The following is a 26,829-nucleotide window of genomic DNA, read 5'->3' as shown; positions in this document are numbered from 1 at the left end:
AGCTAGTCGGCTCTGTCATCTAATGATAGGGAATGTGATGAGTAAAAAATTACAGCTAGGGGTCGCAATATTTTGCCTTTTTTTATATTTTTTATATGATCTAAATAGCGAAGAAAGTACTCATATGGCACCTGAAAGGACCGAAAGACAAATAATAGAAGAAAAGCAGCCAGAAACACTTTTGGAGCATGAAGAAACACGCAATCAGCGTATCGATTTGTTAAAAATAAAAGCAGACACGATACGTACTTCGGCACTTGAACTTGGCGGTTTATCTGAGCCCAAAATTTTTAACTATGAAGGTGATTGGTGTGTGTTTAATCAAGATCTCTCTATAGAAGACCAAATATATGCGCAGAGTCAACGGGAAGATTGGTATAAGAAGCAGTCACATGCTGAGCGAATTTCAATAGGACATAGGAATATTGGAGAGGACATGCTCAATTACTTGGATATGGACTTGGCGACACTTGAACAATATGCTCAGCAAGATGATGTTGTCGCCTTACGTATGCTGGCGGAGCAAGTACAAGCACAGACTGAACTTCCTGCGGTTTACAAAGCTGCGGAGCGTTTGGCTGTACTGGGTGACTGGGAAACAGCGATCCCTACTTTGGTGATCAGAAAGTTAATGGAAGCTGACTATATTGCTGACTCAGAGCCGCAAAAAGCCAAACGTCTCGTGATACAGGCGTTGGCTTATGCAGAAGTTGGGTTTCAGCATGCGCAAAGTGGGAGTATATATGCCATTTTAAATATTTTAAAAAGCAGACACGTGCTACTTCCATTTGTAAGAGACGTTGAGGCTCAAGAGGTCTCTGAACATGTTGAGAAGATATCCCACAAAATAGCAAAAGAGAGAAGAGCACAAGGGATAGACCTAGCTGCGATTCCTCGGATAGCCCTTTATGATTTTCAAACGTCTATTGCGATGATGTATGACAGAGGGGAAGACATTGAGAGCGTGGCGCTAATGGAAGACAATACTTTATTTCCTGAGCATTGGAAAAGCCAATATTTAAACACACCATGCATTAAGCGCCGTATTGCCACACGAGAGGCTAATTTTCACTTAATTCCTGCGATACAGCGAGAAATCAGCAGTTTACAAAAGCAGACCAGCAGTATGCCGTAACGACATGGTTGTGTAATGCAACCATTTGAATATAAAGTAAATAACTGAGCATTAAGTATGAGTAGAAAACAAGTCGGTATTATCGTTTTTTATACGCTTTTAGGCATATTACTTTATTTGAGTTACACGCCTGTGGTTGGGCTTATGCAGCTTAGCAACGACGATGTACTTCTTATAGAGAGCAAAGATAACGGCAGTGCGCTTGTTACAAAGAGCGAAGATATAGAGCTCAAAGAAACACGCAATCAGCGCATCAATCTGTTAAAAATAAAAGCAGACACGATACGTACTTCGGCACTTAAACTTGGCGGTTTATCTAAACCTAAAATTTTTAATTACGAGGGCAACTGGTGTATTGCGGCGCAAGACCTGTCAAAAGAGGATCAAGCGTATGCTTACAATCAATATCTAGATTGGTTAAAAAAGAAAGAAATGGGGCCTCTTTCATATGTAAATAACAACCTTGTCTCTGACAATATGCAGAATTATCTACAAATGGATGTTAAAACACTGCAAGACGCTGCATTTGGCGGTGACCTAGGTGCATTACGCGCGTTGGCTTCAGGAGTGAATGATGAAATAAGCCGAGCGTTGTCGTATAAAGCAGCACAAAGGTTAACGGCAATTGGCGAGTGGGATGCAGGAATAAGTACATTAGTTATTGATGATCTTTCTGAAGCCGAATTTATCATGGACGAAGATGCGACCAAAGCACAGCAGCATATCGTTCGTGCACTCAGCTATGCCGAAATAGCGTTTCAACAAGCCAGTACTGCAGGGTTATCTTCTTTACTGATTGTGCTTAAAGATAGCCCGCAGCTACAGAGGTTGATGAGTCGAATTGATGAGAGTCTGGTTGAGGGGTCAGTAAGCCGTTTAATTGCTGATATTGATAAGACCAGACTGGCTGAGGGGTTAAGGCCTTTTGAAGAGATGACAGTACCAAGAGTCGCGTTAAGTGTTTTTCAACAGTCAATTGCAAAGATGTACGATGAAGGCGGTAATGCAGAGTTCTTAAGGTTACTGCAAGATAAAACGTTATTCCCAGGTTATTGGCAAGTTCAATATTTGGATACACCTTGTATTAAACGGCGTATTGCCACACGAGAGGCTAATTTTCATTTAATTCCGGCGATACAAGAAGAGATCCGCAGTTTACAAAACCAGTTCGATACAGTGCCTTAAGCGGAATATGACGATGTCACATCATTATTGTTCGTGTTTAAACAAATAGCGCAAACTAAAGCTTATGTGAGCTGACCCTGATAATGATGGGTGGGGGTGTTGTACAAACAAAAAAACGCCCACAGAGGGCGTTTTTAGTCAAACTCGATAACAAGTTAGCTGCGAGGGCCAGCTTGTTTGATGGCGTCTGAGACGTCATACTTGGTAAAGTTTTCTTGGAAGTCAGCCGCTAATTTTGCAGCGTACTCAGCATACTTCGCTTTGTCTTCCCACGTGTTAATTGGGTTAAGCAGTTTGCTGTCAACACCAGGTACCGCAACAGGCACGTCTAAGTTTAATGACTCAATATGCGTTGTTTCAACACCCGCTAACGTACCAGATACAATCGCATCAATCACAGCACGTGTGGTTGGAATATCAAAGCGCTTACCAATACCGTATGGTCCGCCAGTCCAACCTGTATTAACCAGGTATACTTTAGCGTCGAATTCACGCACACGTTTCATCAGTAGCTCAGCGTAAACCCCAGCAGGACGTGGGAAGAACGGTGCGCCAAAACAAGTCGAGAAGGTTGATTCAATGTCTGACGTTGAGCCTATTTCAGTTGAGCCAACCTTTGCAGTGTAGCCACTTAGGAAGTGATATGCCGCCGCTTCTTCAGATAACACAGAAACAGGAGGCAATACGCCACTGACATCACACGTTAAGAATACAACTGCTTTCGGCTCACCGGCACGGTTCTCTACTTTACGCTTCTCAACATGCTCAAGTGGGTAAGCAGCACGGGTATTTTGCGTTAGGCTGGTATCGTTAAAATCAGGAACACGATTTTCGTCTAATACAACGTTCTCTAGGATGGTACCAAACTTGATAGCATTCCAAATAACAGGCTCGTTCTTCTGAGATAGGTCGATACATTTTGCGTAACAACCGCCTTCAATGTTGAAAACACTGCCTGGTGCCCAACCGTGCTCATCGTCACCGATAAGAAAACGCGTTGGATCCGCTGATAAGGTTGTTTTACCTGTACCAGATAGGCCAAAGAACAATGCGGTATCACCGGCTTCACCCACGTTTGCACTACAGTGCATAGGTAAAACGCCTTTTGCTGGTAACAAAAAGTTTTGGACAGAGAACATTGATTTTTTCATTTCACCAGCGTAGTGCATACCAGCTAACAAGACTTTGCGCTCTGCAAAGTTGATAATCACGGTACCGTCACTGTTTGTGCCGTCGCGTTCTGGATCACATACAAATGAAGGTACGTTCATTACCTGCCACTGCGGTAAATCAGCCGTGTTATATTTTTTAGGTTCAATAAACATGTTTTTAGCGAAAATGTGGTGCCACGCAGTTTCGGTTGTAACCACAACTGGTAAATAGTGCTCAGGATCAGCACCCACTTCAAGGTGAGAGACGAAGTGGTCACCGCCTTGCACATGTGCTTCAACACGTGTCCAAAGGGCATCAAATTTATCAGCATCGAATGGGCGGTTTACTTTGCCCCATTGGATGTCATTTTCAGTGCTTTGCTCTTTAACGATAAAACGATCGTTTGGAGAGCGGCCAGTGCGACGACCAGTTTTTGCAACGAAAGCTCCGTTTGCGGCCAAAGTACCCTCGCCACGAGAAATAGCGAGTTCGACAAGTTCAGCTGCAGTTAAATCGACAAAACGAGTAGCGCTTGAAGTCATGTTATTACCTAAAATGTGAGAATTGAACGGGATAGCTCTGAGTTCTTACTAACCTTAAGCTGAATTTATAGTAACAGATGATATTGAGATATTCGAGCCTTTGGAGGACCTGAAATCACATTAATTTGTGAAAAAACTTGAATAATTTCAATGATACCGGTGTCATAAAAAAGAGACTTTAAATGACACCGGTATCATTTTTTAAACATAAAAAAGCCATCAAAATGATGGCTTGGTATTCAAATTAGGTGCAAGTGGGTATTTAGTTAAAAATAGCCTTGATATCTTGTTCATTGAAGCGGTAATCGGTGAGGCAATAATGACAGCTAATGGTCACGTTACCGTGCTTTTGCACATCTTCTAAAAGCGCTTCTTGACCAACATTCACTAGGGCTGCAATGGTTTTCTCTTTGCTACATCCGCACACAAAATTGATTTCTTGCGGCTCGAACAGTTGCGGATTGTCTTCATGATACAAACGCGTTAGCACTGTTTGTGCATCTAACTCTAATAATTCGTCATCTTTTACTGTGTGGCTAAGTGCTTCTAGATGGGTGAAGTCTTGCTGTGACTTTTCTTTATTAACTGGTAATACTTGTAAGAACAAACCCGCAGCTTTTACCGTTTCAGAGCCCGTTTTGGTTGCGAACCATAAACGCGTGGTTAATTGTTCTGATTGGGTAAAGTATTCTTCAATACAGCCAGCAAGCGTGTCAGCTGTTAAAGGTACGACTCCTTGGTAGCGCTCACCTTTAACAGGGGTAATAGTAATGACCATATGTCCGTTACCGATCAAGTCAGCAATTTTGTTACCCGTTACGTCACTTTGTAAGCGCGCAATGCCCCGCATGTTTTGTTTATGATCACCGTTGATCACGGCATATTTCACCGGGCCATCACCTTGCAGCTGCACGGCTATATCGCCTTCGAACTTGAGTGTGGCCGTTAAAAGGCTGGTCGCAACCAGTAGCTCACCAAGTAATTGCTGAACGGGCTCTGGGTAATTGTGCCCTGCAATGATGTCACTGAATGTTTTTTCAATTTGTACCAATTCGCCGCGTACGTCTAGTTCGTCAAAAATATAGCGATGTAATAAATCAGGTTGCATTAATAAAATCCTAGCTTGATTTTAATTTCAATAGTTCACGTCTTTGCTTTTTATCTGGTTTGTTAACAGGATGTGGTGCAAAGAAACTGTTATTTTTTCTAGCAATGGCATTTTCTTCTCGCTTACGAACGCTAGATTCCGACTCTAGGTACGCCGTTTGGGCGATTGCCGCCGCTTGGCGTTTTTCAAAAAGCACTAAAATAGTCACTTCTTTTTCGTCAAATCCTTGCGCAAGCTTCACAGTAGCGCCTACTTCAGTGATTTTACTGGGTTTACAGCGCTGGCCGTTATAGTGTACTTTACCACCTTGTACCATTTCACGCGCAAGCGCTCGGGTTTTATAAAACCGAGTAGCCCAAAGCCACTTGTCGAGTCTTACTCCGGTGTTTTTGGTTGCTTGTACAGGTGAATTTTTAGTCACAATTTATTAACCATGTAGATTGTGTAGTATAAGCTGAAATCTATCATATTTTGGCATTCAAAAAAAGCAGGCTTAATCGTTGCCAGTATTGGTGTTAGGCTTGTAGAAAAGGTGTGTATTCAAGTTCTCACTCGTGTCATATTTGTGCGCTTGTTGAATTTTTGCTTAAAGGGTACACTGAGCTGCTTAATGTAGAATAAGAAAAATTGCATATGGAATTACAGTTACAACAGTTACAAAAAGCCTTATTAGGATTGCCTCACGCTAAACTAAGCCGCATGGTCGTATTGTTAGCTGTTATTTATATTGCTTATTTATTATCACAAATGTTTTGGCTATTGTGGCCACAACCTGCGAATCAAGCACTTCCTAGTCAATCAGCGCTGTATTCATCAAGCAGTAATGTGATTAATACGCAAGCGATTACCAACCAACATTTATTTGGTCGCGCTGATGCCAAAGCACAGGAAAAGCCGAAGCCCGTTGTGTCTGATGCACCAGAAACAACGTTGAATGTGCGATTGACAGGCATTGTTGCCGTAAGCTTAGATGATGCAGCCGGATTTGCGATTATTGAATCGCAAGGGAAGCAGTTAACATATGAAGTCAAAGAATCAATTCAAGGTACGCGCGCAACATTATCGCGGGTGTTGCCTGACCGCGTTATTTTGGATGTAAGTGGTCGATTTGAAACACTGATGCTAGATGGTATTGAGTATTCAAAAAATGTGGCAATGCCGGTGGCTGCAAAATCGACAGGTAAAAGCCCCAAGCGCAAAAAATCATCTCAGCTGGTTGCCAGTGCTGACATATCTTCACAGCGCGATGAACTGTTGAAAGAACCTGGCAAGTTATTTGATTATATAAGAATTTCACGCGCCATGAAGGAAGGTCAATTGATCGGATATCGCTTGAGTCCAGGTAAAGATCCTGAACTTTTCCGCAAAATGGGGCTCAAAAATAACGATTTAGCTGTTGCCATCAACGGCTATCAACTCACGGATATGAAACAGGCTATGTCTGCAATGAATGAGCTGAGAAATAGCTCAGATGCAAGCATCACCATTGAACGAGATGGTCAAACCATTTCAGTACAATTCAGCCTGTAAAGTTACTACTTTTGGAGTTTAAATAAAATGGGTAATAAGCTACACCTCACAAAAATCAAAAAAGGGTTAGCTAAGTATGCAGCTCTAATGATTGCCGCTGGTCTGTCTTTATCGGTGTCTGCCATTGAGTACGCTGCCAACTTTAAAGGAACTGACATCAACGAATTTATTAATATCGTTGGTAAAAACTTAAACAAAACCATTATTATCGACCCAAACGTGCGTGGCAATATCAATGTACGTAGTTATGAGTTGATGGATGAGTCAATTTATTATCAGTTCTTCCTGAATGTGTTAGAAGTGTATGGCTACTCTGTTATGGAGATGGACAGCGGGGTACTGAAAGTTGTCCGTAGTTCTGATGGTAAAAAAGGAAATGTGCCATTAGTCAAAGGCAAAGAATTTGGTAACGGCGATGTGATGGTGACGCGCGTTGTACGTGTAAAGAACGTCAGCGTACAAGAGCTCGGGCCCTTGATCAGGCAGTTCAGTGACCAAAAAGATGGCGGTCATGTGACCAATTTTAGTTCTGCGAACGTGATGATGCTAACAGGGCATGCGGCATCGGTTAATAGGCTTGTTGATATTATTAAGTCAGTGGACCAAGCAGGTGATAAGCGTGTTGAAATTATTAAATTACACCATGCCACCGCCGATGATGTGGTTAAAGTAGTTGAAAGTATTTATAAAGGCACCGGTAAAAACAGTGTGCCTGAGTTCTTAATTCCTAAAGTCGTTGCCGATGGCAGAACCAACAGTGTTATCGTCAGTGGCGAGTCTCAAGCACGCAGCCGTGCGACTGAATTGATTAAACGATTAGACGGCGAGTTAGAAAGCCAAGGTAATACTAAAGTATTTTATTTAAATTATGCTAAGGCTGAAGATTTAGTCAAAGTATTGCAAGGCGTGAGTAAAACCTTGCAAGAAGAATCTAAGGGCAGCAATAACAAAACCCGTTCACGCAGTAATCGTAATGATACCAGTATTGAAGCGCATCCAGATTCAAACTCACTGGTGATCACAGCACAGCCAGATACCATGCGTTCCCTCACCTCGGTCATTGAAAAGTTAGATATTCGCCGTGCACAGGTATTGGTTGAAGCCATTGTGGTGGAAGTACAAGAAGGTGACGGTGTTAACTTTGGGCTACAGTGGATCTCTGAAAAAGGCGGTATGCTGCAGTTTAATAATGGCAGTACGGTGCCTGTAGGGTCATTAGCCGTTGCGGCAAGACAAGCACAAGATAAAGATATAAAGAAAAATATTACAGGATCTGAATCAGGCAATACCAATGAGTTTATTGAAACACGAGAAGGTGACCTTGGTCCATTAGGTCAGTTACTAGGTGGCGTAAATGGCCTCGCGATGGGGATTGTCAAAAACGATTGGGGTGCAATAGTCCAAGCGATTTCGACTGATACGAAATCTAACATTTTAGCGACGCCTTCTATTACCACCATGGACAATGAAGAAGCGTCGATGATTGTGGGTCAAGAAGTGCCTATTATTACCGGGTCTACGTCGGGTGACAATAACTCTAACCCATTCCAAACGGTTGACCGCCAAGAAGTGGGTATTAAGCTCAAAGTGACGCCACAAATCAATGATGGTAGCGCGGTACAGCTGACCATTGAACAGGAAGTGTCGAGCGTCAGTGGTGCCACTGCGGTTGATATTTCTGTGAATAAGCGCGCCATTAATACCACGGTGATTGCAGATGATGGTGGCATGGTTATTCTCGGTGGTTTGATAGATGAAGATGTGCAAGAAAGTGTGTCAAAAGTACCGTTATTAGGCGATATTCCATTTATTGGCCATTTATTTAAATCAACCAATACCAAAAAGAGCAAACGCAACTTATTGGTCTTTATTCGCCCGACTATTGTGCGTGACAGTCGCAGTATGAATGAGTTGAGTCATACTAAATATAACTTTATTCGCAGTGAGCAGGTAAAGCGTAATGAAGATGGCATTCAATTAATGCCGTCAGAAGATACCCCTGTGTTACCAGAGTGGAATGATGCCTTGGTATTACCACCGACTTACGAAGAGTTTTTAAGTGGCAAAAACAAGCAAGAGCAAGAAAACAATGACTGATAGCCAAGTTGATGTTCTCGCAGAGGACCATACTGCCGAACTAGATAATGCGCAGGTAATTCGTTTACGCTTGCCATTTGCTTATGCGCGCCGCGAAGGCATTTTGCTCAGTGACACGCCTGATGGTTTAAAAGTGTTTTATCGTGGCGATCTGTCAGTTCCGGCATTACTGGAAGTACGCAGAGTTGCGGCAGAACCTTTTACGCTGGTACAACTTGAAGACGATAAATTTGAGTTATTGCTTGAAGAATCGTATCAGCGTGATAGCTCTGAAACGCAGCAAATGATGGAAGACATTGGCAACGAAGTTGACCTGTTCTCGTTGGCGGAAGAGTTACCGCAAACAGAAGATTTGTTAGCTGCGGATGATGATGCACCCATCATTAAATTGATCAATGCCATGCTCAGTGAAGCAATCAAAGAAGGTGCATCTGATATTCACATTGAAACCTTTGAGCAAGACCTTGTGATCCGCTTTCGGGTTGATGGGGTGCTTAAAGAGGTACTCAAACCAAACCGTAAACTCGCCTCGTTACTCGTGTCGCGTATTAAGGTAATGGCTAAGCTTGATATCGCCGAAAAACGCATTCCACAAGATGGTCGTATTAGTTTACGCATTGCTGGGCGTGCGGTAGATGTGCGGGTGTCGACCATGCCTTCTAGTTTTGGTGAGCGAGTGGTATTACGTTTACTGGATAAAAACAATGCCAGATTAGACCTAGAAGACTTAGGGATGACTGAGCGTAATCGTGAATTATTTGCCGGTATTATCAGTAAGCCTCACGGTATCATCTTAGTGACGGGCCCGACCGGTTCAGGTAAAAGTACCACGTTATATGCGGGTATGAGCCAGATAAACTCAAAAGATCGTAATATTTTGACGGTTGAAGACCCGATTGAATATGAAATTCCCGGTATTGGTCAGACGCAAGTTAACGCGAAAGTAGATATGACCTTTGCTCGAGGGTTACGCGCTATTTTGCGTCAAGATCCGGATGTGGTTATGGTCGGTGAGATCCGAGACTTAGAAACAGGCCAAATTGCCGTACAAGCTTCATTAACGGGTCACCTTGTTATGTCGACACTACACACCAATACAGCGGCGGGTGCCATCACCCGTATGGAAGATATGGGGGTAGAACCGTTCTTACTGTCTTCTTCTTTATTAGGAGTGTTATCACAGCGCTTAGTCAGAACTTTATGTTCAAACTGTAAAGCCGGTCATCATGCTGATGACGGTGAATGTGAATTGTTAGGTATACCGAGCGGTCAGCAAACGACAATTTACCGCGCTGTAGGGTGCGAAGAGTGTAATTATAATGGCTATAAAGGCCGAACCGGTATTCATGAGTTACTGATTGTTGATGAACATATTCGTGAGCTTATTCATAACGGTAAAGGTGAGCAGGCGGTAGAGAAGTATATTCGTCAGCACAGTCCGAGTATTCGTCAAGATGGTTGTTCGCGTGTTTTAGACGGTAAAACAACGCTAGAAGAAGTATTGCGAGTGACTCGCGAGGAAGGATAAGCATGGCAGCATTTGAATACCGAGCTTTGGATGGCAAGGGAAAAGAAAAAAAAGGCATATTAGAGGCGGATACCGCAAAGCAAGTGAGACAAATGCTGCGCGAAAAAGCCATGATGCCTTTAGAGGTATTACCTGCGGCGGAGAAAGATAAGCAGCAGTCTTCTGAGGGAATACAGCTATTTAGAGGCTATAAGCCCTCAGTGGCCGATTTGGCATTGGTGACCCGTCAGCTTGCGACATTAATTCAATCATCGTTGCCGGTTGAAGCCGCAGTAATGGCGGTTGCTGAACAATGTGAAAAACCCAGACTAAAGCGCATGCTGATGTCGGTGCGCTCTAAAGTCGTTGAGGGTTACACTCTTGCTGATGGTATGTCAGAGTTTCCTCATGTATTTGATAACTTATATCGGGCTATGGTTGCTGCGGGTGAAAAATCAGGGCACCTAGATCAAGTATTGAATCGTCTTGCTGATTACACTGAACAACGTCAACATATGCGTAGCCAAATTACCCAAGCGATGGTTTATCCGACCATTTTGGTGATATTTGCGATTGCCATTGTCTCTGTATTACTAGGTACTGTGGTACCCCAGATATTAAAAACCTTCGAAAAGTCTAAGCAAGTATTGCCATGGACGACAGAATGGGTCATGGCCGCCAGTAACTTTGTTCAAAACTATTGGATGATTAGTCTCGTGGTTATTGTGGGTGGCATCTTTGGTATTAAGCAAGCGTTAAAGCGTCCGAAAGTGCGTTTTTGGTACGATAGCCAACTTATGATTTTACCCGGTATCGGCAAAGTCAGTCGCAGTATCAATACGGCGCGTTTTGCACGGACTTTAAGTATTTTATCCTCGAGTTCAGTCCCATTATTAGAAGGAATGAAAATTTCCGGTAAAGTACTAGAGAATCAGAAGATTAAATTTGCTGTGGCCGAAGCTGCAACCCGAGTTAGTGAAGGTGCAAGTTTAAGAGCGGCGTTACATCAAACGAAATTATTCCCGCCAATGATGTTACATATGATCGCCAGTGGTGAAAAGTCAGGCGAATTAGAACAGATGTTGGAGCGAGCAGCTAATAACCAAGATCGTGAATTTGAAAGTATGGTTAGTGTGTCATTGGCACTGTTAGAACCAGCAATGATTGCAAGCATGGCAGTAATCGTACTGTTTATTGTTATGGCTATTTTACAACCTATTATGGCAATGAACCAAGCAATTGGTTTGTAGTCAAAAATATCGATAATGTATATAAAAATACAAAGACATTAATAACTTTTGAGGTATAAATTGTGAATAAACAGTCAGGTTTCTCACTATTAGAAGTGATGGTAGTACTTGTGATCATTGGTATGATCATGTCTATTGTGGCACCCAATATCATGGGTCAGCAAGAAGAAGCGCAAATTGACAAAGCCCACTTAGATATTCAGCAACTTGAAGATGCGATGAGTATGTATAAGTTGAAAAATAAAAAATACCCTACCACAGAGCAGGGCCTTGAAGCATTAGTAAATGAAACAACAATAGACCCTGTGCCAAAGCGTTTCCCTGATGGTGGCTTTATTTCTAAATTACCAGAAGATCCTTGGGGTAGTCCTTACCAGTTAGTTAGCCCAGGTGAAATGGGTAAAATTGATATCTTTTCAATGGGGCCAGATGGTGAAGTGGGTACCGAAGATGATATTGGTAACTGGGATCAAGAAGAGCAGCAATAAAAGCCGCATAGATTATGATAAAGCATCCTACCCTAGCGCATAAATACCAACGAGGATTTAGTTTAATCGAAATCCTCGTGGTACTGACGATCATTGCTTTTGCGACCAAGTTGGTGACCTATAGCTTTGGCGGCGACATGGAAGAAGAGCTAGAAAAGCAGGCGCTCAGAACACATGGTATTATCAATTTAGCATCGGAATTTGCGGTGCTGAATCAAGTTGAACTTGGGTTTCATCTTGATAAGAAAACCCTAGAGTTTTTAGTGTTTGATGGGGAAAACTGGATAGCTTTTGATGCGGAAGAACTCTACAAGCCAATTAAATTTGAAGATGATTACAAGGTGAACTTGAACATTGAAGGATTAGATTGGGCACAAGATAACTTATTAGAGCAATCAAATTGGCGAGCATTAATGGGTACTGGCGATGAGCAAAGCTTGCTTGAACTGAAGAAGCTAAAAGTACCTCAAGTCCTCTTGTTATCATCGGGTGAAGTCAGTGCCTTTCAATTAAGCCTTGAGTTGGATGACGACCCACAAAGCGTTTACTTTGTGGAAGGTGAGTTTGTCGCCCCTGTTAATTTACGCCGAGAGCCAGAATGAAGCAGAATACATTAGGCTTTACCTTACTAGAGGTGATGGTTGCGCTAAGCATATGTGCGATGGCAGGTATTGCGGCAATGCAGGTCACCGGAGAGCACATTACCCACATTGGCGCGTTGGAAGAACAAACTTATGCCTCTTGGGTCGCGGAAAATCAAATGGTCATGATGCGCGCCAGTGGTAAAAAATGGTCAGGGAAGAATAATGCCAAAGGGGAAGAAGAACTGGCTGGACAGAAGTGGTTTTGGCAGCAATCAGTGATAGCGACAGAAGATCCCAGTTTCGTTAAGGTGACGGTCACCGTTTATCAAGATGAAGCATTGCAAACGTCGGTTTATGATCTCACTACTTTTATGTTAAAAGGCAAATGATGATGCGCCAACGAGGTTTTACTTTATTAGAAGTGATGGTCGCGCTGGGCATTTTAGCGTTTGTTATTTTAGCGACTCATCAAATATTAGACTCGACGTTGAAAGCCAAAGAAGCCTCTGAGGATGTTATTGGAGAATTAGAATCATTACAAACGACGTTTAGGTTAATGGACCAAGACTTTAATCAAATGACCAAGCGTGAAGTACGCAACGAGTCAGGCGATAGCAACGAAAGTTATATCATTCACGGGCGTTATGAGATGAATAGCCAATACGATGGTATTGTCTTTGTTCGTGATGGTTGGACAAATCCGATTAGCTTATTACCTAGGTCTGAGTTACAAGCCGTTGGGTACCGGGTGGTTGATGATAACTTAGAGCGTATTTATAGAATTTATGTGGATGAGCTTGATGGTTCAGAACCTCGTTCACAAATTGTATTAAAAAATGTGGAAGATCTAAAATTTGAGTTTTTAGATGATAAGCAAAAATGGCAAGAAGATTGGAAGAAAAAAGCCTTGCCGTTGGCGGTTGCCGTCACGCTGCAACTTAAAGATGCAGATCCCATTAGGCGTTTATTTTTAACTCCTGGAGATGGGAAAGAGCAGAGTGCAAATGAGCAGAACAGTGGAGATCGCTCATGAAGCAGCAGCGCGGCGCAGCACTTATCATTGTATTATTTATTGTCGCTTTGGCCGCGACTATCGCAGCTGAAATGGCGGCTAATTTAATGGTGCAAGTGCAAAGAGCACAAAATATTCAAACCCATCAACAAGCAAAATGGTATAGCTACGGTGCAGAAGAATTAGTGAAAAAGGTCTTACTGGAAAGTAAGAAAGAAGACACCGAAAAAGTACACCTTGATCAGCCTTGGGCGCGTGAAGAAGTTCCTTATCCTGTTGATCAAGGGACATTAAGTGGGGAAGTGACAGATTTACAAGCCTGTTTGAACTTGAACGCGTTAGCAGCGCCAAAAGATAAAAATCAAGCGAACAATCAAACGAATCCAGCCCACAAAGCTTTATTAGAGCTGCTTAAAAATATTGAAGATCTACCCTTAGATGAGAGTGAAGAAGCGTTAGCTGATAGTGTATATGATTGGTTGGATCAAGACAGTATTACATATCGCTCAGGCGCCGAAGAAGATGAATATATGTCTCGTAGGACCCCTTATCTGACAGCCAATAACTTGCTTGCTTCAGTTTCTGAATTACGAGTGATTAAGGGGTTTAATCCGTTAGTTATGAAAAAGCTGTTGCCCTATGTATGTGTTATACCAGGCAATACCGAATTAAAAGTGAATGTAAATACCATTAAATCAGAGCAAGCTTTATTACTCAGTGCGTTGATGAAAGGACTATCTAAGTCCGAAGCTGAAGCGATTATTTCAGCGCGGCCAGAAAAGGGTTTTGATTCAGTCGATGAGTTTTACACGGAAGCTGCCAATCAAGGCGCTTCCAAAGACAGTAAATCGGATAAGGTATTTACCGTAGATAGCAATTATTTTAAGTTACGCGCGAAGGCCGAGTTTGATGAACGGCTTTTTACTATGACCTCAATTATACAAATAAACCAAGGTCAGGCGACTATACTAGCGCGCAAATTTGGAGGCGTACAGTGACAGAAAAATTGGTGATCCGAGTCGGACAGTCACACCAAAACTCAGTGCATTGGTTGATCTTTTCAACGCATGATGAGCAAATAATCGCCAGTGGTGAACTGGCAAATGGTGCAGAGATAGGTGCACTGACAGAAAAAGCAGCACCACGAGATACCGTGTTGCTATTACCGAGTTCACAGGTGCAGCTCAAGTCAGTGGCATTGCCCACTAAATGGAACCGTAAGCTAGAACAAGCTTTGCCATTTATGCTTGAAGAGCAGTTGGCCTGTGATGTTGATGATGTTTTTATCGCCATTGGTAAGCCCGTCACTGATGGTGATCAACACAGTATTCAAATTGCTTTATGTGATCAAAAGTGGCTACAAGATTGGCTGGAGATATTTGATTCCGCCGAAATTGAGTTACATAGCATTGTGCCTGATGCGCTGTTATTGCCAGAACCGGAAGAAAATGCTTTAGCGATGGTTGAATTGGCAGATCAATGGTTATGTAGATTTGGGCAATGGCAGGTGAGTGCCATTGAAAAGAGCTGGGGTGCAGATTATTTACATGCACTTGCTCCTGCTGAAATAGCGCATTACAGTCCTGCTGATACTTTGCCAGATATTGCCCCCAAGGTAGCCAAAGAAAGCGAATATGATTTACCGTTGGCAATATTTGCTAAGCAACTAAAGCACCAAGGCTTTACACTGAGACAAGGGATATTTGCTGGTAAGAAAAAGCAGCCTCAATGGTGGCGTGATTGGCGCAGTGGGCTTATCGCAGCAAGCATTGCCGTGGTGTCGTTTATTGGGGTGAAAAGTACGCAACTAATTATGTTGCAGTCACAAGCGGATGCATACAAGGCTGAAGCTGTAACGGTATATCAAAAAGCGTTTCCTGGCAAAGTGGTTCGTCCCCACTTATTAAGACAGCAAATAAAAAATGAGTTAGCGGGATTGAGCGGCTCAGAGCAGGGTGGGTTTTTAGAGCTCACAAATCATTTTGTTGCCGTGTATGGTGAGGTTAAAAGCTTTACGCCTGAAACGATACGCTATGATCGTCGTCTTAATGAGTTGAGAGTACGTGCGCAAGCCGGTGGCTTTCAGGTATTTGGCCAAGTAAAAGCGATTTTAGAACAACGAGGCTTAAATGTGCAGCAAGGATCACTTAATAATGATGGCGATGTGGTTATTGGTGAGATCCGCTTGAGAGGTGAATCATGAAGCAACAAGCTATGAAGTATTGGCACTCGCTAAAAGAGCAAGAACAACGCTTGGTGATGGTTGCTGGCGGTATATTTATTATTTTCATTTTAGTGATGGGGATCTTTAGGCCGTTAAACGAGGGCGTTGAAAAAGCAAAAAAAGACAAACTTCGTCAACAAGAGCTCGTTGCTTGGGTAAATTCAAGTGTTGGTACCTTAAAATCGAGCGCTTCAACTAAGAATACGAACCGTGTTAACTTGTCACAATTGGTGAATCGAACTCGTGGGAAATATGGCATTAATATTAGTAAGATGCAGCCAAGTGATGGCTCACTGCGGGTGAATATTGATACGGTTGAATTTAATCAGCTTATTGCATGGATTGATGAGTTAACAAATACGCATGGCTTAACGGTTGAAAATCTTGATATTGCACAAGATGATTTACCCGGATTTGTTCGCGTTAGCAGATTGGTTTTAGAGAAGTGATGATGAAAAATATAATGGGCCTATTGTTGGCGTTTGTACTCGCATTTGTTGTATTTACAATCTATAGCATGCCGGCAGCGATACTTTTACAGTTATTAGAAAAAGAGCTTCCGCCTACGCTAAATATAGGCTCGGTATCGGGGACTGTTTGGCAAGGTAAAGTGAGTGAAATTCGAGTCAATAATATCCAGCTCAATAATGTTCGCTGGGATGTTCAGGCGAGTGCTTTACTTACCGGCAACTTGCAAGGCAAAATTAATTTTGGTAATGCCCGAGACAAGCAGGAGATTTCGGGAAATGGCCAATTCGTTGTGGGGCTCACAAATCAATCTATTGAGCTCAGTGATACCACAGTGAGATTTAGCGTTGAACAAGCAATGTCTCAAGTTACACTGCCGTTACCTGTACAGGCGAAAGGACGAGTATTGCTGGATATTGATACGTTCAATACCGGTGCACCTTATTGCAATGCGTTAGCTGGCGAGATCCGTAGTCCGGGTATTAGCGTACAAGGACTCAGTGGTTGGTTTGACATTGGAGCTTTAGGCGGGTCTTTGAGTTGTAAATCAGGTAATATTTCGGTTTTGGTTGATCCAGATAATTCACTAGGCTTACAGGCGGATGCGACACTTGCAGAGCATTTTCAGTTCCGTGTAGCAGGAAATATAAAGCCACAGGCCTCTTTACCAAAAGAAGTGCATGATGCGGTAAAGTTTCTTGGTAGACCAGACTCTGATGGCCGTTATCCGGTGAACTTATAATTATGGATGGCATTGATTTTAAATATACTGCACAGCAACAAGCGGTGTTAAATCAGTATTTTTCAACGCGTGATACGGCATTTAATTTAGAACAGGTAGCTGGTTATTTTTTTGCTCAAATTTGCTCACCAGATGCAACGGAAGTTGAGCAATGGATGAAGGTAATAACCGCCGAAGATGATGCGATTTCTGAAGACGTGGTTTTTGCATTAATGGCATTACATCATGACATTAGTGAGCAGGTTTATAGCGATTGCTTTTGTTTAAAGTGGCATGAAGACACTCATTACCTTGATTGTCAGCAATGGAGTCGAGGGTTTTTATTGGGGGTTACCCCTTATTATGAGCGACTCATACATACCCAAGAAGTCAGTGAAGAGCTGAAACAAGCTTTACAAATGTCTACTGAGCAACTGAGCTTTTTTACCTTAGAAGAGTCGCAAGTTAAAACATATTGTCAGCAAACAAATACCGATATGACATTATTTATCCAACAACAAATGCAGCTGGCGGGCGAGTTTGCGGGTGGCTATGCACAGTTAATTGAAGCCACTGCAATAAGTAGTGGTTTATATGACTCTGAGAATGACTTTTAACTAACCTCAGGTTTGGGTAAGGGTTTTGGCATAGGAAATATTTTGTAAACAAACTTACGTACAATCCAATGATGGTATTTTGTTCAATATCAAGGCGCTTTTATGCAGTAATAGCGGGCTATTACAAATGAACGCAACGCCGAGAGTGAGAAAAATAGCTTTATTGGGCAAAGTCGATTATCCAGAGCTGAGGTTAACTAACCTAATTCTAACTCAATATGTGTGCAGCCTTGAGCGCAGCAAATAATGCCCTGTTGAGTGTTACTTGTCGCCAGATCAAGCGTTAATGGCTGTTGGCACGTTTCACATAAAATAGTTTTGCCTTTCCCCAGCTTTTTTAGAATAGTGCGTTGCTTATCGAAAGAGTGCGCGCGCTGCTTATTTAATTGACTAAAGTCCATTATCTGCCTTTTTATTTATTCAATATACTGCTAGTAACGTTACATACCTGCATGAGAGTAGGCGCGTATAAGTCAAGGTTGACGTCATTTTCTTCGCAATAACGTAAATGAAATTCACGTAATTTTTCATCGGTGGCCAGTGCTTCATTGATGTAATTTTGTTCTTGAGTGCTTAGAGAGACGGTGCGTGTAACGCTTTCTCTCGCTTGTTGTGCCGCAGGGCTGCGTGTTATTTTACTGGACTCGCTTAATACATCTATCCCTTGATTTAGTAGTGTGTCGCGAGGTCCTTTAATCGACGGGTGATCAATGGTAAACAGCCCTAATATAATGATCACGAGTATTAAAAATTTCTTCATAACGGTAGTAACCTTGATCTTGATAGCTTAATTGCGGCTATTAGTGTAATAAAATGCTGCTTTTAAAAGCAAGTTTAGTGCTCAGAGACTGGATCAAATAATGCCATTTTATTCATTAATTAACCACCAAGCGCATCGTTTTATCGTAAAGTGTTGCTCAGTTTAGAGATTCTTGTGTGATTTTGTATCCATAACTTACTAAGCTTGCTTATAATATCCATATGAATAATAGGGTCACTGTAGCAAGTAACCTGTCGATCGTAGCGGCTTAAGGAGCTTAGATGGACAAGCAAATAAAGATTAAGAATATCCCATCCGAGGTCAAAATACAGAAACCGGATGATCTCCAACCTGATAGATTCAACCCTCGTAATCGTATTTATGTACGTGCGGTAAAAGGATTACATCAGTTACTACGGCAAAGAATCGGGTTTATTGGCATGCTGGCATTTATGGTGTTGCCGTGGATCAGCTTTCATGGACAGCAAGCGGTATTATTTGATTTGTTTGAGCAAAAGTTCAATATTTTTGGTTTAACACTGCTCCCGCAAGATTTAACTATTTTGGCTTTTATTTTAATGATTGCCGCATTTGCTTTGTTTTTGGTCACTACTTTCTATGGTCGGGTATGGTGCGGTTATACATGCCCGCAAACGGTATGGACATTCATTTTTATCTGGTTTGAGGAAAAGTTTGAGGGTAAAGCTAATCAGCGTAAAAAACTCGATCAACGAGAAATGAGCTTTGATAAATTTTGGCGAAAATCCGCTAAGCATATTAGTTGGGTGCTGTTTTCTTTGTATACCGCAATTACTTTTGCAGGCTACTTTACGCCTATTCGTACATTATTACCTGAGTTATTGGCGCTGACAGCAAGCAGCTATGCCTTTTGGAGTATTGCTGTTTTTACGGTTTGTACTTATGGCAATGCAGGGTGGATGAGAGAAATTATGTGTTTACATATTTGTCCTTATTCACGTTTTCAGTCAGCGATGTTTGATAAAGATACTTTCACGGTAAGTTACGACGAAGCCAGAGGTGAGTCGAGAGGTCCTCGTTCTCGTAAGCAAGATCCAAAGGAGTTAGAACTTGGCGACTGTATTGACTGCAATTTGTGTGTACAAGTTTGTCCAACAGGTATAGACATACGGAACGGGTTGCAATATGAGTGTATCAATTGTGGGGCATGTATAGATGCCTGTGATGGCGTAATGGAAAAAATGAACTATGCTCCGGGTCTTATTTCTTACACAACAGAGCGGAATTTAGAGAGCTCAGCGGAACGCACTAAGCCCATCAGAGGGAAATTGGTTGGGTACTTACTCATCCTCATCGTTTTATGTGCAGCATTGGTGATGAATATTGCTATGCGCAAACCGATGGAGCTAGATATTATTCGTGATCGAAATCAACTTTATCGGGTTAACTTTGATGGCTTAGTAGAAAATACCTACACACTAAAAGTGATTAATAAAGCACAATCCGCGCAAACATATACTGTTGAGATTAAAGGGCTCAGTCATTACCAAGTGATTGGTAAATTATCACTTCATGTCGACGCGGGTCGTTCTATGAATTTACCTTTATCAGTGATCATTGATCCGTATGACTTAAACAAGCCAGTAACAGAGTTTACATTCGTTATTGCGCCAATAGATAACCCAGAACAGCAGTTATCACAACAGACTAACTTCTTTAAAGGAAGATAATTCAGTACACTACCTAGTATGAGTTAAAAGCGGGGTTAACCCCGCTTTTTTAATATTTGAGAGTACTATGAGTGAATTTAGCTTTGCCAATTTAACACCAGACTTAATTCTCGATGCGATAGAAAGCATTGGCATTTATCCAGAATCGGGTTTGTTAGCATTGAACAGCTACGAAAATCGAGTCTATCAATTTAAAGCAGATGATAATTACCGCTATGTTGTTAAGTTCTATCGACCCCAGCGTTGGACTAACGAGCAAATACATGAGGAGCACTCGTTTTCTCTTAATCTACTTGAAGCTGAAGTTCCTGTAGTTGCGCCAATTGTGCGAGATGGCACCAGTTTATTTGAATATCAAGGTTACCGTTTTACGCTGTTTCCAAGTGTGGGGGGGAGACAATTTGAGATGGATAACTTAGATCAGCTTGAGATGCTAGGGCGCTATATTGGTCGTTTACATAGTGTTGCAGGAAATCATGTGTTCACTCATAGGCCAACAGTTAACACACAAGATTATTTACATCATGCCCGAGAGGCTATTTTATCGAGCCAGTTGTTGTCAAAATATATGGAAACGCCTTTTTTGACAATATTAGATCAGCTGATAGATAAAACGGAACAAACATATTATAAAACTGACCAAATCCGTTTGCATGGAGACTGTCATGCTGGCAATATCTTGTGGTCAAATGATAAATTGTTACTTGTCGACCTAGATGATTGTCGACAAGGTCCAGCGATTCAAGATCTCTGGATGATGTTAAATGGAGATAGACAAGAAAAAGCGATGCAGTTAGATACACTTCTGTGTGGCTATGAAGAATTTCAAAGTTTTGATCACCGTCAATTAGGTTTGATTGAACCTTTACGAGCGATGCGAATGGTGCATTATATGGGCTGGCTTGCGACTCGATGGCAAGATCCTGCATTTCCACGGAACTTTTCGTGGTTTGCTACAGACAAATACTGGGAGCAGCAGGTCTTAGCGTTAAAAGAACAATATGCGGTATTAAATGAACCCGCTATAAAACTAATTCCATAAATTTGAGAGAGACCGATGTTAAAGAAATTACAATTTGCAGTATTATTATTTTGTTTGCCCTTATTTGTTATGGCAGCCGATTTTACGGATGGTAAACATTACCAAACACTGACCACTGAAAAAAGTGCCTCACCAAAGGTAACTGAATTTTTCTCATTTTATTGTCCTCATTGTTTTCGTTTTGAACCTGTAGCGAAGGCTTTAGCGGATAATTTACCAAAAGGGGCTGTGTTTGAAAAAAGTCATGTAAATTTCCTTGGTGGCTTGTCTGCAGACGTACAAAGTAACTTAAGTTATGCCTACATTGTGGCTAAAAATGCCGGTAAGGGTGATGATATTGCTGCGAAACTGTTCGATAGTATTCATGTGAAAAAAGTGCCATTAGATAACATTACTGATTTAAAGAAGTTATTAGAGGTGAATGGTATTACGGGCGCACAGTTTGACGCCGCATTAGCAACCATGCCAGTGATCAGTGAAGAAAAAGCGATGCAAGATGCACAAGAAAAGTTTTCAAAGGCGGGAGCGCTAACAGGTGTACCTACCTTTATAGTAAATGATAAATATAAAATTAATGTGAGTGAGTTACAAAGCCAAGACGAATTAAATGACTTAGTAAAACACTTATTAAAAAAATAAGGATTGGAGAATTTAATGTTAAAAGTAATTAAAGCGGCAGCGGTAGCGATGATGATGCCGATGCTGGCCAATGCGGCTGTATTTGAAGAGGGCGTTCATTATGAAGTGATCTCAGAGCGCGGCACTAAAAAACCAGAAGTAACGGAGTACTTTTCGTTCTATTGCCCAGCATGTAATGCATTTGAACCGTTGATTGCTAAAGTTAAGCCGAAACTAAATGAAGGTGTTAAGTTCAAAAAAAGCCATGTTGATTTTGTTGGTACGCGAGATGAAAAATTGCAGAAGATTATGAGCAATGCGTTAGCTACCGCAGAGGTACTGCCACAAAAAGATAAAATCGTGACTGCTATTTTCACTCATTTGCACGGTACGCGCGGTAAAATTAATGAACTTGCTGATATGAAAGATATTTTTGTCGCGCAAGGTGTTGATGGTGAGAAGTTTGATAAATTGTATAAGAGCTTTTCGGTACGTACAAAAGCATCGAAAATGGTCAGAATGCAAAAGCAAATGCAAGATAAGCGTGCTTTGACAGGCGTTCCTACTTTTATTGTTAATGGTAAATATAAGCTGCGTTTACGCGAGTCTAAAACAACCACACCAGAGCAAATTAGTGAACTAATCAATTACCTTGCTGCAAAGTAAATATTTGTTAGACTTAAAAAGCCCCGCATAAGCGGGGTTTTTTTGTTTAGGAGAGTCATGATGGAAAAGGTTTTGGTGTCGAGTTGTTTGCTTGGGCAGCCGGTTCGATATGATGGTCAGGCACAGCGGCTGAACGATCCGTTTATATCTCAGTTGTGTGAGCAACAACGCGTGGTATCATTTTGTCCAGAGGTGGCCGGTGGGTTACCTACTCCTAGAGACGCAGCCGAAATTTTGATGTCACAGATAATCACTGTAACAGGAGTAGACGTGTCAGATGAATTTGCAAGAGGTGCAAAATTGGCTTTAGCTCACTGTTTAGCAAGCAATATACGTTTTGCTTTGTTGAAGGAGTCGAGCCCATCATGCGGCAGAAATACGATTTATGATGGGTCGTTTACAGGTAATAAAGTTGCAGGCATGGGTTGGACTGCGAAGCTCTTAGAGCAAAATGGTATTCGTGTTTTTAGTGAGGAGCAGATCCCAGCACTGAGTAAAGCGCTGAGATCACTTTAATGAAAGCGCTTATTTACGTTGTAGAAATACACCTGACTCAACATGGTGGGTGTATGGGAACTGATCAAAAATAGCGATACGCGAAACACTATGCGTTTCACAGAGTAACTCTAAATCACGTTCGAGTGTGTCTGGGTTACATGAAATGTAAATCACATTGTCGTAATTGGCGACAAGACGGCAGGTTAGTTCGTCCATGCCAGCTCGGGGTGGGTCAACTAGGATTGTTTGACAGTTGTAATCTTTAAGTTCAATGCCATTTAATCGCGAAAAACTACGCTCGCCTTTCATTGCCTGGGTAAATTCTTCACTAGACATTCGTAAGATATCCAAGTTGTTTACCTTATTTGCGGCAATATTAAATTGTGCTGAGTGAACTGACGGTTTAGATATTTCTGTTGCGAGCACTTTATTAAAACTACCAGCCAGAGCAATCGAAAAATTCCCGTTACCACAATATAACTCAAGTAAATCGTTCTCTAATGGTACACAGAGTGACTGTGCCCAAGCGAGCATCTTCTCATTCACAACGGCATTAGGTTGGGTAAAGCTATTCTCAACTTGTTGGTAGGTATAGGTCTGTCCATTGACATTTAATTGTTCGGTCACATAATCATGTTCGAAGATCACTTTTTGTTTTCTAGCACGCCCAATAAAATCAACTTTATAGGTTTGCTTTAATTCAGTCCGTAGCGTCTCCATTGCTGCTTGCCACTGTTCGTCTAGTGGTTTGTGATAAAGTAAACTAATGAGAATCTCTCCACTTAGCGTAGATAGGTAATCAATCTGAAACAGCTTACGACGCAGTATTTCATTGTGACGTAATTTGTCCATCATAACGGACATTAGCTCACTGATAAGGGGGGCAGCTGGATCGAATTGTTCAACGCGTATTTTCTGTTTCGTCGCTTGATCAAACATGATGTGGTATAGATCATCACCTTCATGCCATACTCTAAATTCAGCGCGTTGGCGATACTGTGTTTTCGGAGAATCGTATACCTCTAAATCAGGAGCATCAAAACGCGCGAATTGTTGAGAAATACGCTGCTGCTTTTCTTCAAGTTGCTGGGCATAAGTGGAAGTATCAATTGTTATGACGGCCATGATCAGAATTACCTTACTATATAGAGACGCGCTATTTTAGGCACCGTTAGGGATTTGTCCAGTGTATCGCGAAAAATGCGCTTATTTTCTATACTAAATAACTTAAGCTTTATTTAAACCTGCCGATAATAAAGGCATTGTAGTTGGCTCTTTTAGCCTACTAGTTTCACCGTGTGGAGCCACATCATGAAAATAGGACAACTTAATCAATTGCTTAACCCTGCCAGCTCGTTTAGAGCAGGGAATAGCAAACCATTTATGCCGACCATTCAGAATAATGCAGATAGTTACTCTGGAGACAAAAGTAAATTGGCTGCAAAGTTTTTAGACGACAAGCTTGCTGAAGCTCTTGGTATTGAGAAAAAACCAGAAAAAGAGAAGCCACTGTTTGACTTTGAGTCGATTGTCAAAAATGTTTTGGATTTTGTGAAAGGCGCAGTTAATAAAGCTAAAGCAGACGGTAAAGACGATGACGAACTGCGAAATATGCTAGGGGAGGCGCGCAAAGGTGTGCTGATGGGCATAGACGAAGCAACGGATGAGCTAAAAGAAAGTAGTATTTTTAATGATGAGATTGGCGAAGGTATTGCAAAGTCTAAAGAAGGTATTTTTAATGGCTTAGATGAATTCGAAAAGTCATTGTTTGAACCTCAGCCAGACAAAATGTCAGTAAGTGCAGCGCAATATGCGAGTTTAGCAAACCAAGCTGATTATACTTTTACGACGGCAGAAGGGGATGAAGTACAAATTACTTTTAGTGACGCTTATTCTCAGAGCCAAGGTGCGAGTTATGCAAAAGAGGGCAACCGAGAAGGCTTTGCGTATGCTGAGAAAAATAGGCAAGAAGTGAGCTTTTCGATCAGTGTGAATGGAGATCTGAACGAAGATGAGCAAAAAGCCATTAATGAGATGATGAAAGATATTCGAGACGTCAGCGACTCTTTCTTCGGCGGCGACTATGATGAAGCATTCGACAAAGCAAAAGAGTTGAATATAGGCAGTGATCAAATAGCTAACTTTACGATGGATTTGAGACAAACTAAAACTACTGCGGCAATTAGCCAATATCAACAAAGTAATCCGCTTAAAGATTTAGAGAAAGCACTACAACCTCTAGATAAACAATTAGAAACGATCAATGAAACTGCAAAGTCGTTTGGATTAGAGAGCCAACTGCCAGATATTTTGGAATGGATGAATCATGGTCAAGATAGGCTTAATAATTTTTTAGATTATGCTGAGGGGTTTTTTACGCAATTGAATAGGCCTCAAGAGCGTTAGCGATAATTAGGGATTCATTTTCTGCTTTGTGCGTGGCACACTGCGCGTCACTTTATAATGGCGGAGTATAGTTGTGTCACCACATGTATTGGTATTTGATTCGGGGATTGGTGGAACCAGTATTTTACAGCATCTTGAATCTAAGCTCCCACATGCACAATTTAGTTATGTGATGGATAACGCACTATTACCGTATGGTTTACAATCAGAAGCTGTTATTAAATCGAGACTTGCAGCGTTAGTTACACGCATTAAAGAATTAGATCTTCAAGTGGATCTCATTGTTATTGCGTGTAATACAGCGTCAACCGCAGCACTAAATGCAACACGTCAATTAACGAATATTCCAATTGTTGGGGTCGTACCAGCGATCAAACCCGGTGTGTTGCTGAGTAGCTCAAAGCATATCGCCTTGTTGGCAACGCCCGCAACATCAAGCAATGCATATACGTACGGACTCATAGAGGAGTTTGCACAGAATTGTAAAGTTGACTCACATCATTCAACCGTTTTAGTGTCGTTAGCCGAAGCTGCTTATTGGCAACAAGAGCTTGACAATAATGTGGTATTTGCTGAACTTCAAACACTCAATATTGATCAGAGTGTAGACGTCATTGTACTTGGTTGTACGCATTTCCCTATTTTAAAAGCTGCTTTGGCATCATTTTATGGCAGTAACGTTAAACTTGTGGATTCAGGAGAGGCAATTGCTCGACGTGTGTTGTCTATTTTGGCACATCCAAATAATACACAAGGGTCTAGTGAAGAGAGAATAAAAAAGCCATTACAATTTTATGCAACGGCTCCTGATAAAGTAAGATCTGATGATCGTGTCATCTTGCAGTTAAACCTTAGCTATTAGCCTCTTCTTCTTCCGCATCATACTGCTTTTGTTTTGCAGCTCTTACTTTAAGCGTTCTTTGTTGGAACTCTTGGTCGTTTAATGCTGAAATAGCTTTGTCAGCATCTTGCTCGGCCATTTCTACAAAGCCAAAACCACGACGTTTACCTGTGTTTTTGTCTTTTAATAGACGAACGCTAAAAACTTGTCCTTGTTCTGAAAATAATTCTCGTACGATGCCTTCATTGGCTTTATAAGGCAAATTGCCCACGTAGAGAGTTTTAGTTTTAACTTCTTGCTTTGCTTCTTGCGGCTCATTAGAAGTAAATATAACAACTAAACCTCCTAAAAGAATACCAGCAGCAAATAAGATAGGTGCGCTTAATGCAATATTAGAAAAAACAAATTGCAACGTAAGAAAACCAAAGACAGCAAGTGCAATGGTGATTATAAAAGGCTTTTGATCCGATGATTTCATAATTGATCTACCAATAAACAGGGGATAAACATTAATTTAACAAAACGAGTGGCTATATTAGCGATATATATAAACTTCGCAATAATAAAACTGCAATTAACGAAGAATACTGCATTAAAAATAAGCGAAAATGGAAAATATTGCGAACTTTGCGCTTTTTTTGTTCGAACAAGTAGAAACTTTAAAAAAAG

At 41.5% G+C, this 26,829-nt stretch carries 29 protein-coding genes; 22 read left to right on the top strand and 7 right to left on the bottom strand.

Annotation, left to right across the window (positions count from 1 at the left end; translation table 11 throughout):
* Positions 1-37 precede the first annotated feature (37 nt).
* Positions 38-1,135 (top strand): hypothetical protein, encoded by a 1,098-nt coding sequence (locus PAUR_RS17390; protein WP_192509008.1) that lies wholly within the window; start codon positions 38-40, stop codon positions 1,133-1,135.
* A 57-nt stretch (positions 1,136-1,192) separates the two neighbouring features.
* Positions 1,193-2,320 (top strand): hypothetical protein, encoded by a 1,128-nt coding sequence (locus PAUR_RS17385; protein WP_192509007.1) that lies wholly within the window; start codon positions 1,193-1,195, stop codon positions 2,318-2,320.
* 155 nt (positions 2,321-2,475) lie between these two features.
* Here the strand turns inward: PAUR_RS17385 and PAUR_RS17380 are convergent, their stop codons facing one another.
* The 3 genes from PAUR_RS17380 to hslR form a co-directional block, all read right to left on the bottom strand.
* Complete coding sequence (locus PAUR_RS17380; RefSeq protein ID WP_192509006.1) at positions 2,476-4,014, bottom strand: phosphoenolpyruvate carboxykinase; 1,539 nt, start codon at positions 4,012-4,014, stop codon at positions 2,476-2,478.
* Positions 4,015-4,276: 262 nt separating this feature from the next.
* Positions 4,277-5,122, bottom strand: coding sequence for an Hsp33 family molecular chaperone HslO (hslO, locus tag PAUR_RS17375; protein WP_192509005.1), 846 nt, complete (start codon positions 5,120-5,122; stop codon positions 4,277-4,279).
* Between the two features lie 10 nt (positions 5,123-5,132).
* Complete coding sequence (gene hslR, locus PAUR_RS17370; protein ID WP_192509004.1) at positions 5,133-5,543, bottom strand: ribosome-associated heat shock protein Hsp15; 411 nt, start codon at positions 5,541-5,543, stop codon at positions 5,133-5,135.
* Between the two features lie 212 nt (positions 5,544-5,755).
* On the opposite strand from hslR, the gene gspC reads away from it, so the two are divergent.
* The 13 genes from gspC (at position 5,756) to PAUR_RS17305 (ending at position 17,620) form a co-directional block, all read left to right on the top strand.
* Complete coding sequence (gene gspC / locus PAUR_RS17365; protein ID WP_192509003.1) at positions 5,756-6,652, top strand: type II secretion system protein GspC; 897 nt, start codon at positions 5,756-5,758, stop codon at positions 6,650-6,652.
* Between the two features lie 27 nt (positions 6,653-6,679).
* Entirely contained in the window at positions 6,680-8,749 is a 2,070-nt protein-coding gene (gspD, locus tag PAUR_RS17360; RefSeq protein ID WP_192509002.1) for a type II secretion system secretin GspD, read from the top strand.
* Entirely contained in the window at positions 8,742-10,277 is a 1,536-nt protein-coding gene (gspE, locus tag PAUR_RS17355; RefSeq protein WP_225738493.1) for a type II secretion system ATPase GspE, read from the top strand. Before gspD ends, gspE begins: the two co-directional genes overlap by 8 nt.
* A 2-nt stretch (positions 10,278-10,279) precedes the next feature.
* On the top strand, positions 10,280-11,506 hold the full coding sequence (gene gspF / locus PAUR_RS17350) for a type II secretion system inner membrane protein GspF (protein WP_192509001.1): 1,227 nt from the start codon (positions 10,280-10,282) through the stop codon (positions 11,504-11,506).
* Positions 11,507-11,568: 62 nt separating this feature from the next.
* Positions 11,569-11,994 (top strand): type II secretion system major pseudopilin GspG, encoded by a 426-nt coding sequence (gene gspG, locus PAUR_RS17345; protein ID WP_192509000.1) that lies wholly within the window; start codon positions 11,569-11,571, stop codon positions 11,992-11,994.
* Positions 11,995-12,008: 14 nt separating this feature from the next.
* Positions 12,009-12,596, top strand: a complete 588-nt coding sequence (locus PAUR_RS17340; RefSeq protein ID WP_192508999.1) for a prepilin-type N-terminal cleavage/methylation domain-containing protein — start codon at positions 12,009-12,011, stop codon at positions 12,594-12,596.
* Complete coding sequence (gene gspI / locus PAUR_RS17335) at positions 12,593-12,967, top strand: type II secretion system minor pseudopilin GspI (protein ID WP_192508998.1); 375 nt, start codon at positions 12,593-12,595, stop codon at positions 12,965-12,967. The genes PAUR_RS17340 and gspI overlap by 4 nt, the downstream gene beginning before the upstream one ends.
* Before the next feature lie 2 nt (positions 12,968-12,969).
* A complete protein-coding gene (gene gspJ, locus PAUR_RS17330; protein WP_192509208.1) occupies positions 12,970-13,611 on the top strand; it encodes a type II secretion system minor pseudopilin GspJ in 642 nt (213 codons plus the stop codon).
* Positions 13,608-14,588, top strand: a complete 981-nt coding sequence (gspK, locus tag PAUR_RS17325) for a type II secretion system minor pseudopilin GspK (RefSeq protein ID WP_192508997.1) — start codon at positions 13,608-13,610, stop codon at positions 14,586-14,588. Before gspJ ends, gspK begins: the two co-directional genes overlap by 4 nt.
* The gene (gspL, locus tag PAUR_RS17320) at positions 14,585-15,793 is read left to right on the top strand and encodes a type II secretion system protein GspL (RefSeq protein ID WP_192508996.1); all 1,209 of its coding nucleotides are present in this window, start codon (positions 14,585-14,587) and stop codon (positions 15,791-15,793) included. Before gspK ends, gspL begins: the two co-directional genes overlap by 4 nt.
* A complete protein-coding gene (gene gspM, locus PAUR_RS17315; RefSeq protein WP_192508995.1) occupies positions 15,790-16,263 on the top strand; it encodes a type II secretion system protein GspM in 474 nt (157 codons plus the stop codon). Before gspL ends, gspM begins: the two co-directional genes overlap by 4 nt.
* A gap of 2 nt (positions 16,264-16,265) precedes the next feature.
* Positions 16,266-17,024 carry a type II secretion system protein N gene (locus PAUR_RS17310; protein WP_192509207.1) on the top strand — a complete coding sequence of 253 codons (759 nt, stop codon included), beginning with the start codon at positions 16,266-16,268 and terminating at the stop codon, positions 17,022-17,024.
* A gap of 2 nt (positions 17,025-17,026) precedes the next feature.
* Positions 17,027-17,620: a UPF0149 family protein gene (locus PAUR_RS17305; RefSeq protein ID WP_192508994.1), complete on the top strand. Its 594-nt coding sequence runs from the start codon at positions 17,027-17,029 to the stop codon at positions 17,618-17,620.
* 197 nt (positions 17,621-17,817) lie between these two features.
* Here PAUR_RS17305 and PAUR_RS17300 read toward each other — a convergent pair whose 3' ends face one another.
* Entirely contained in the window at positions 17,818-18,021 is a 204-nt protein-coding gene (locus tag PAUR_RS17300) for a hypothetical protein (protein ID WP_192508993.1), read from the bottom strand.
* Between the two features lie 11 nt (positions 18,022-18,032).
* Entirely contained in the window at positions 18,033-18,380 is a 348-nt protein-coding gene (locus PAUR_RS17295) for a hypothetical protein (RefSeq protein WP_192508992.1), read from the bottom strand.
* A 281-nt stretch (positions 18,381-18,661) separates the two neighbouring features.
* Here PAUR_RS17295 and ccoG point away from each other — a divergent pair, with 281 nt between their 5' ends.
* The 5 genes from ccoG to PAUR_RS17270 all read left to right on the top strand — a co-directional run bounded on the left by ccoG (position 18,662) and on the right by PAUR_RS17270 (position 22,931).
* Positions 18,662-20,089 (top strand): cytochrome c oxidase accessory protein CcoG, encoded by a 1,428-nt coding sequence (ccoG, locus tag PAUR_RS17290; protein WP_192508991.1) that lies wholly within the window; start codon positions 18,662-18,664, stop codon positions 20,087-20,089.
* A 67-nt stretch (positions 20,090-20,156) separates the two neighbouring features.
* Complete coding sequence (locus tag PAUR_RS17285; protein ID WP_192508990.1) at positions 20,157-21,131, top strand: serine/threonine protein kinase; 975 nt, start codon at positions 20,157-20,159, stop codon at positions 21,129-21,131.
* A gap of 15 nt (positions 21,132-21,146) precedes the next feature.
* The gene (locus tag PAUR_RS17280) at positions 21,147-21,770 is read left to right on the top strand and encodes a thiol:disulfide interchange protein DsbA/DsbL (RefSeq protein ID WP_192508989.1); all 624 of its coding nucleotides are present in this window, start codon (positions 21,147-21,149) and stop codon (positions 21,768-21,770) included.
* A gap of 15 nt (positions 21,771-21,785) precedes the next feature.
* Positions 21,786-22,415, top strand: a complete 630-nt coding sequence (locus PAUR_RS17275; RefSeq protein WP_192508988.1) for a thiol:disulfide interchange protein DsbA/DsbL — start codon at positions 21,786-21,788, stop codon at positions 22,413-22,415.
* A gap of 60 nt (positions 22,416-22,475) precedes the next feature.
* A complete protein-coding gene (locus tag PAUR_RS17270; protein WP_192509206.1) occupies positions 22,476-22,931 on the top strand; it encodes a DUF523 domain-containing protein in 456 nt (151 codons plus the stop codon).
* A gap of 9 nt (positions 22,932-22,940) precedes the next feature.
* Here PAUR_RS17270 and trmA read toward each other — a convergent pair whose 3' ends face one another.
* Entirely contained in the window at positions 22,941-24,038 is a 1,098-nt protein-coding gene (gene trmA / locus PAUR_RS17265; protein ID WP_192508987.1) for a tRNA (uridine(54)-C5)-methyltransferase TrmA, read from the bottom strand.
* A gap of 186 nt (positions 24,039-24,224) precedes the next feature.
* On the opposite strand from trmA, the gene PAUR_RS17260 reads away from it, so the two are divergent.
* Both PAUR_RS17260 and murI read left to right on the top strand, forming a co-directional pair.
* On the top strand, positions 24,225-25,319 hold the full coding sequence (locus tag PAUR_RS17260) for a DUF5610 domain-containing protein (RefSeq protein ID WP_192508986.1): 1,095 nt from the start codon (positions 24,225-24,227) through the stop codon (positions 25,317-25,319).
* Between the two features lie 73 nt (positions 25,320-25,392).
* Positions 25,393-26,181 carry a glutamate racemase gene (murI, locus tag PAUR_RS17255; RefSeq protein WP_192508985.1) on the top strand — a complete coding sequence of 263 codons (789 nt, stop codon included), beginning with the start codon at positions 25,393-25,395 and terminating at the stop codon, positions 26,179-26,181.
* Here the strand turns inward: murI and PAUR_RS17250 are convergent.
* Positions 26,171-26,638 carry an RNA recognition motif domain-containing protein gene (locus tag PAUR_RS17250; RefSeq protein WP_192508984.1) on the bottom strand — a complete coding sequence of 156 codons (468 nt, stop codon included), beginning with the start codon at positions 26,636-26,638 and terminating at the stop codon, positions 26,171-26,173. The two genes, murI and PAUR_RS17250, sit on opposite strands and share 11 nt — an antisense overlap.
* Positions 26,639-26,829 lie beyond the last annotated feature (191 nt).

Origin of the sequence: Pseudoalteromonas aurantia 208 (assembly GCF_014858725.1) — a bacterium.
Lineage (GTDB): Bacteria > Pseudomonadota > Gammaproteobacteria > Enterobacterales > Alteromonadaceae > Pseudoalteromonas > Pseudoalteromonas aurantia.
The sequence above is the reverse complement of the archived record's forward strand: the minus strand, read 5'-3'. Positions and strand labels throughout refer to the sequence as shown.

Coding starts and splice junctions, on each gene's coding strand:
- PAUR_RS17390 (WP_192509008.1), top strand. CDS start 38: ATGAGTAAAAAATTACAGCTAGGGGTCGCAATATTTTGCCTTTTTTTA.
- PAUR_RS17385 (WP_192509007.1), top strand. CDS start 1,193: ATGAGTAGAAAACAAGTCGGTATTATCGTTTTTTATACGCTTTTAGGC.
- PAUR_RS17380 (WP_192509006.1), bottom strand. CDS start 4,014: ATGACTTCAAGCGCTACTCGTTTTGTCGATTTAACTGCAGCTGAACTT.
- hslO (WP_192509005.1), bottom strand. CDS start 5,122: ATGCAACCTGATTTATTACATCGCTATATTTTTGACGAACTAGACGTA.
- gspC (WP_192509003.1), top strand. CDS start 5,756: ATGGAATTACAGTTACAACAGTTACAAAAAGCCTTATTAGGATTGCCT.
- gspD (WP_192509002.1), top strand. CDS start 6,680: ATGGGTAATAAGCTACACCTCACAAAAATCAAAAAAGGGTTAGCTAAG.
- gspE (WP_225738493.1), top strand. CDS start 8,742: ATGACTGATAGCCAAGTTGATGTTCTCGCAGAGGACCATACTGCCGAA.
- gspF (WP_192509001.1), top strand. CDS start 10,280: ATGGCAGCATTTGAATACCGAGCTTTGGATGGCAAGGGAAAAGAAAAA.
- PAUR_RS17340 (WP_192508999.1), top strand. CDS start 12,009: ATGATAAAGCATCCTACCCTAGCGCATAAATACCAACGAGGATTTAGT.
- gspI (WP_192508998.1), top strand. CDS start 12,593: ATGAAGCAGAATACATTAGGCTTTACCTTACTAGAGGTGATGGTTGCG.
- gspJ (WP_192509208.1), top strand. CDS start 12,970: ATGCGCCAACGAGGTTTTACTTTATTAGAAGTGATGGTCGCGCTGGGC.
- gspK (WP_192508997.1), top strand. CDS start 13,608: ATGAAGCAGCAGCGCGGCGCAGCACTTATCATTGTATTATTTATTGTC.
- gspM (WP_192508995.1), top strand. CDS start 15,790: ATGAAGCAACAAGCTATGAAGTATTGGCACTCGCTAAAAGAGCAAGAA.
- PAUR_RS17310 (WP_192509207.1), top strand. CDS start 16,266: ATGAAAAATATAATGGGCCTATTGTTGGCGTTTGTACTCGCATTTGTT.
- PAUR_RS17305 (WP_192508994.1), top strand. CDS start 17,027: ATGGATGGCATTGATTTTAAATATACTGCACAGCAACAAGCGGTGTTA.
- PAUR_RS17300 (WP_192508993.1), bottom strand. CDS start 18,021: ATGGACTTTAGTCAATTAAATAAGCAGCGCGCGCACTCTTTCGATAAG.
- PAUR_RS17295 (WP_192508992.1), bottom strand. CDS start 18,380: ATGAAGAAATTTTTAATACTCGTGATCATTATATTAGGGCTGTTTACC.
- ccoG (WP_192508991.1), top strand. CDS start 18,662: ATGGACAAGCAAATAAAGATTAAGAATATCCCATCCGAGGTCAAAATA.
- PAUR_RS17285 (WP_192508990.1), top strand. CDS start 20,157: ATGAGTGAATTTAGCTTTGCCAATTTAACACCAGACTTAATTCTCGAT.
- PAUR_RS17280 (WP_192508989.1), top strand. CDS start 21,147: ATGTTAAAGAAATTACAATTTGCAGTATTATTATTTTGTTTGCCCTTA.
- PAUR_RS17275 (WP_192508988.1), top strand. CDS start 21,786: ATGTTAAAAGTAATTAAAGCGGCAGCGGTAGCGATGATGATGCCGATG.
- PAUR_RS17270 (WP_192509206.1), top strand. CDS start 22,476: ATGGAAAAGGTTTTGGTGTCGAGTTGTTTGCTTGGGCAGCCGGTTCGA.
- trmA (WP_192508987.1), bottom strand. CDS start 24,038: ATGGCCGTCATAACAATTGATACTTCCACTTATGCCCAGCAACTTGAA.
- PAUR_RS17260 (WP_192508986.1), top strand. CDS start 24,225: ATGAAAATAGGACAACTTAATCAATTGCTTAACCCTGCCAGCTCGTTT.
- PAUR_RS17250 (WP_192508984.1), bottom strand. CDS start 26,638: ATGAAATCATCGGATCAAAAGCCTTTTATAATCACCATTGCACTTGCT.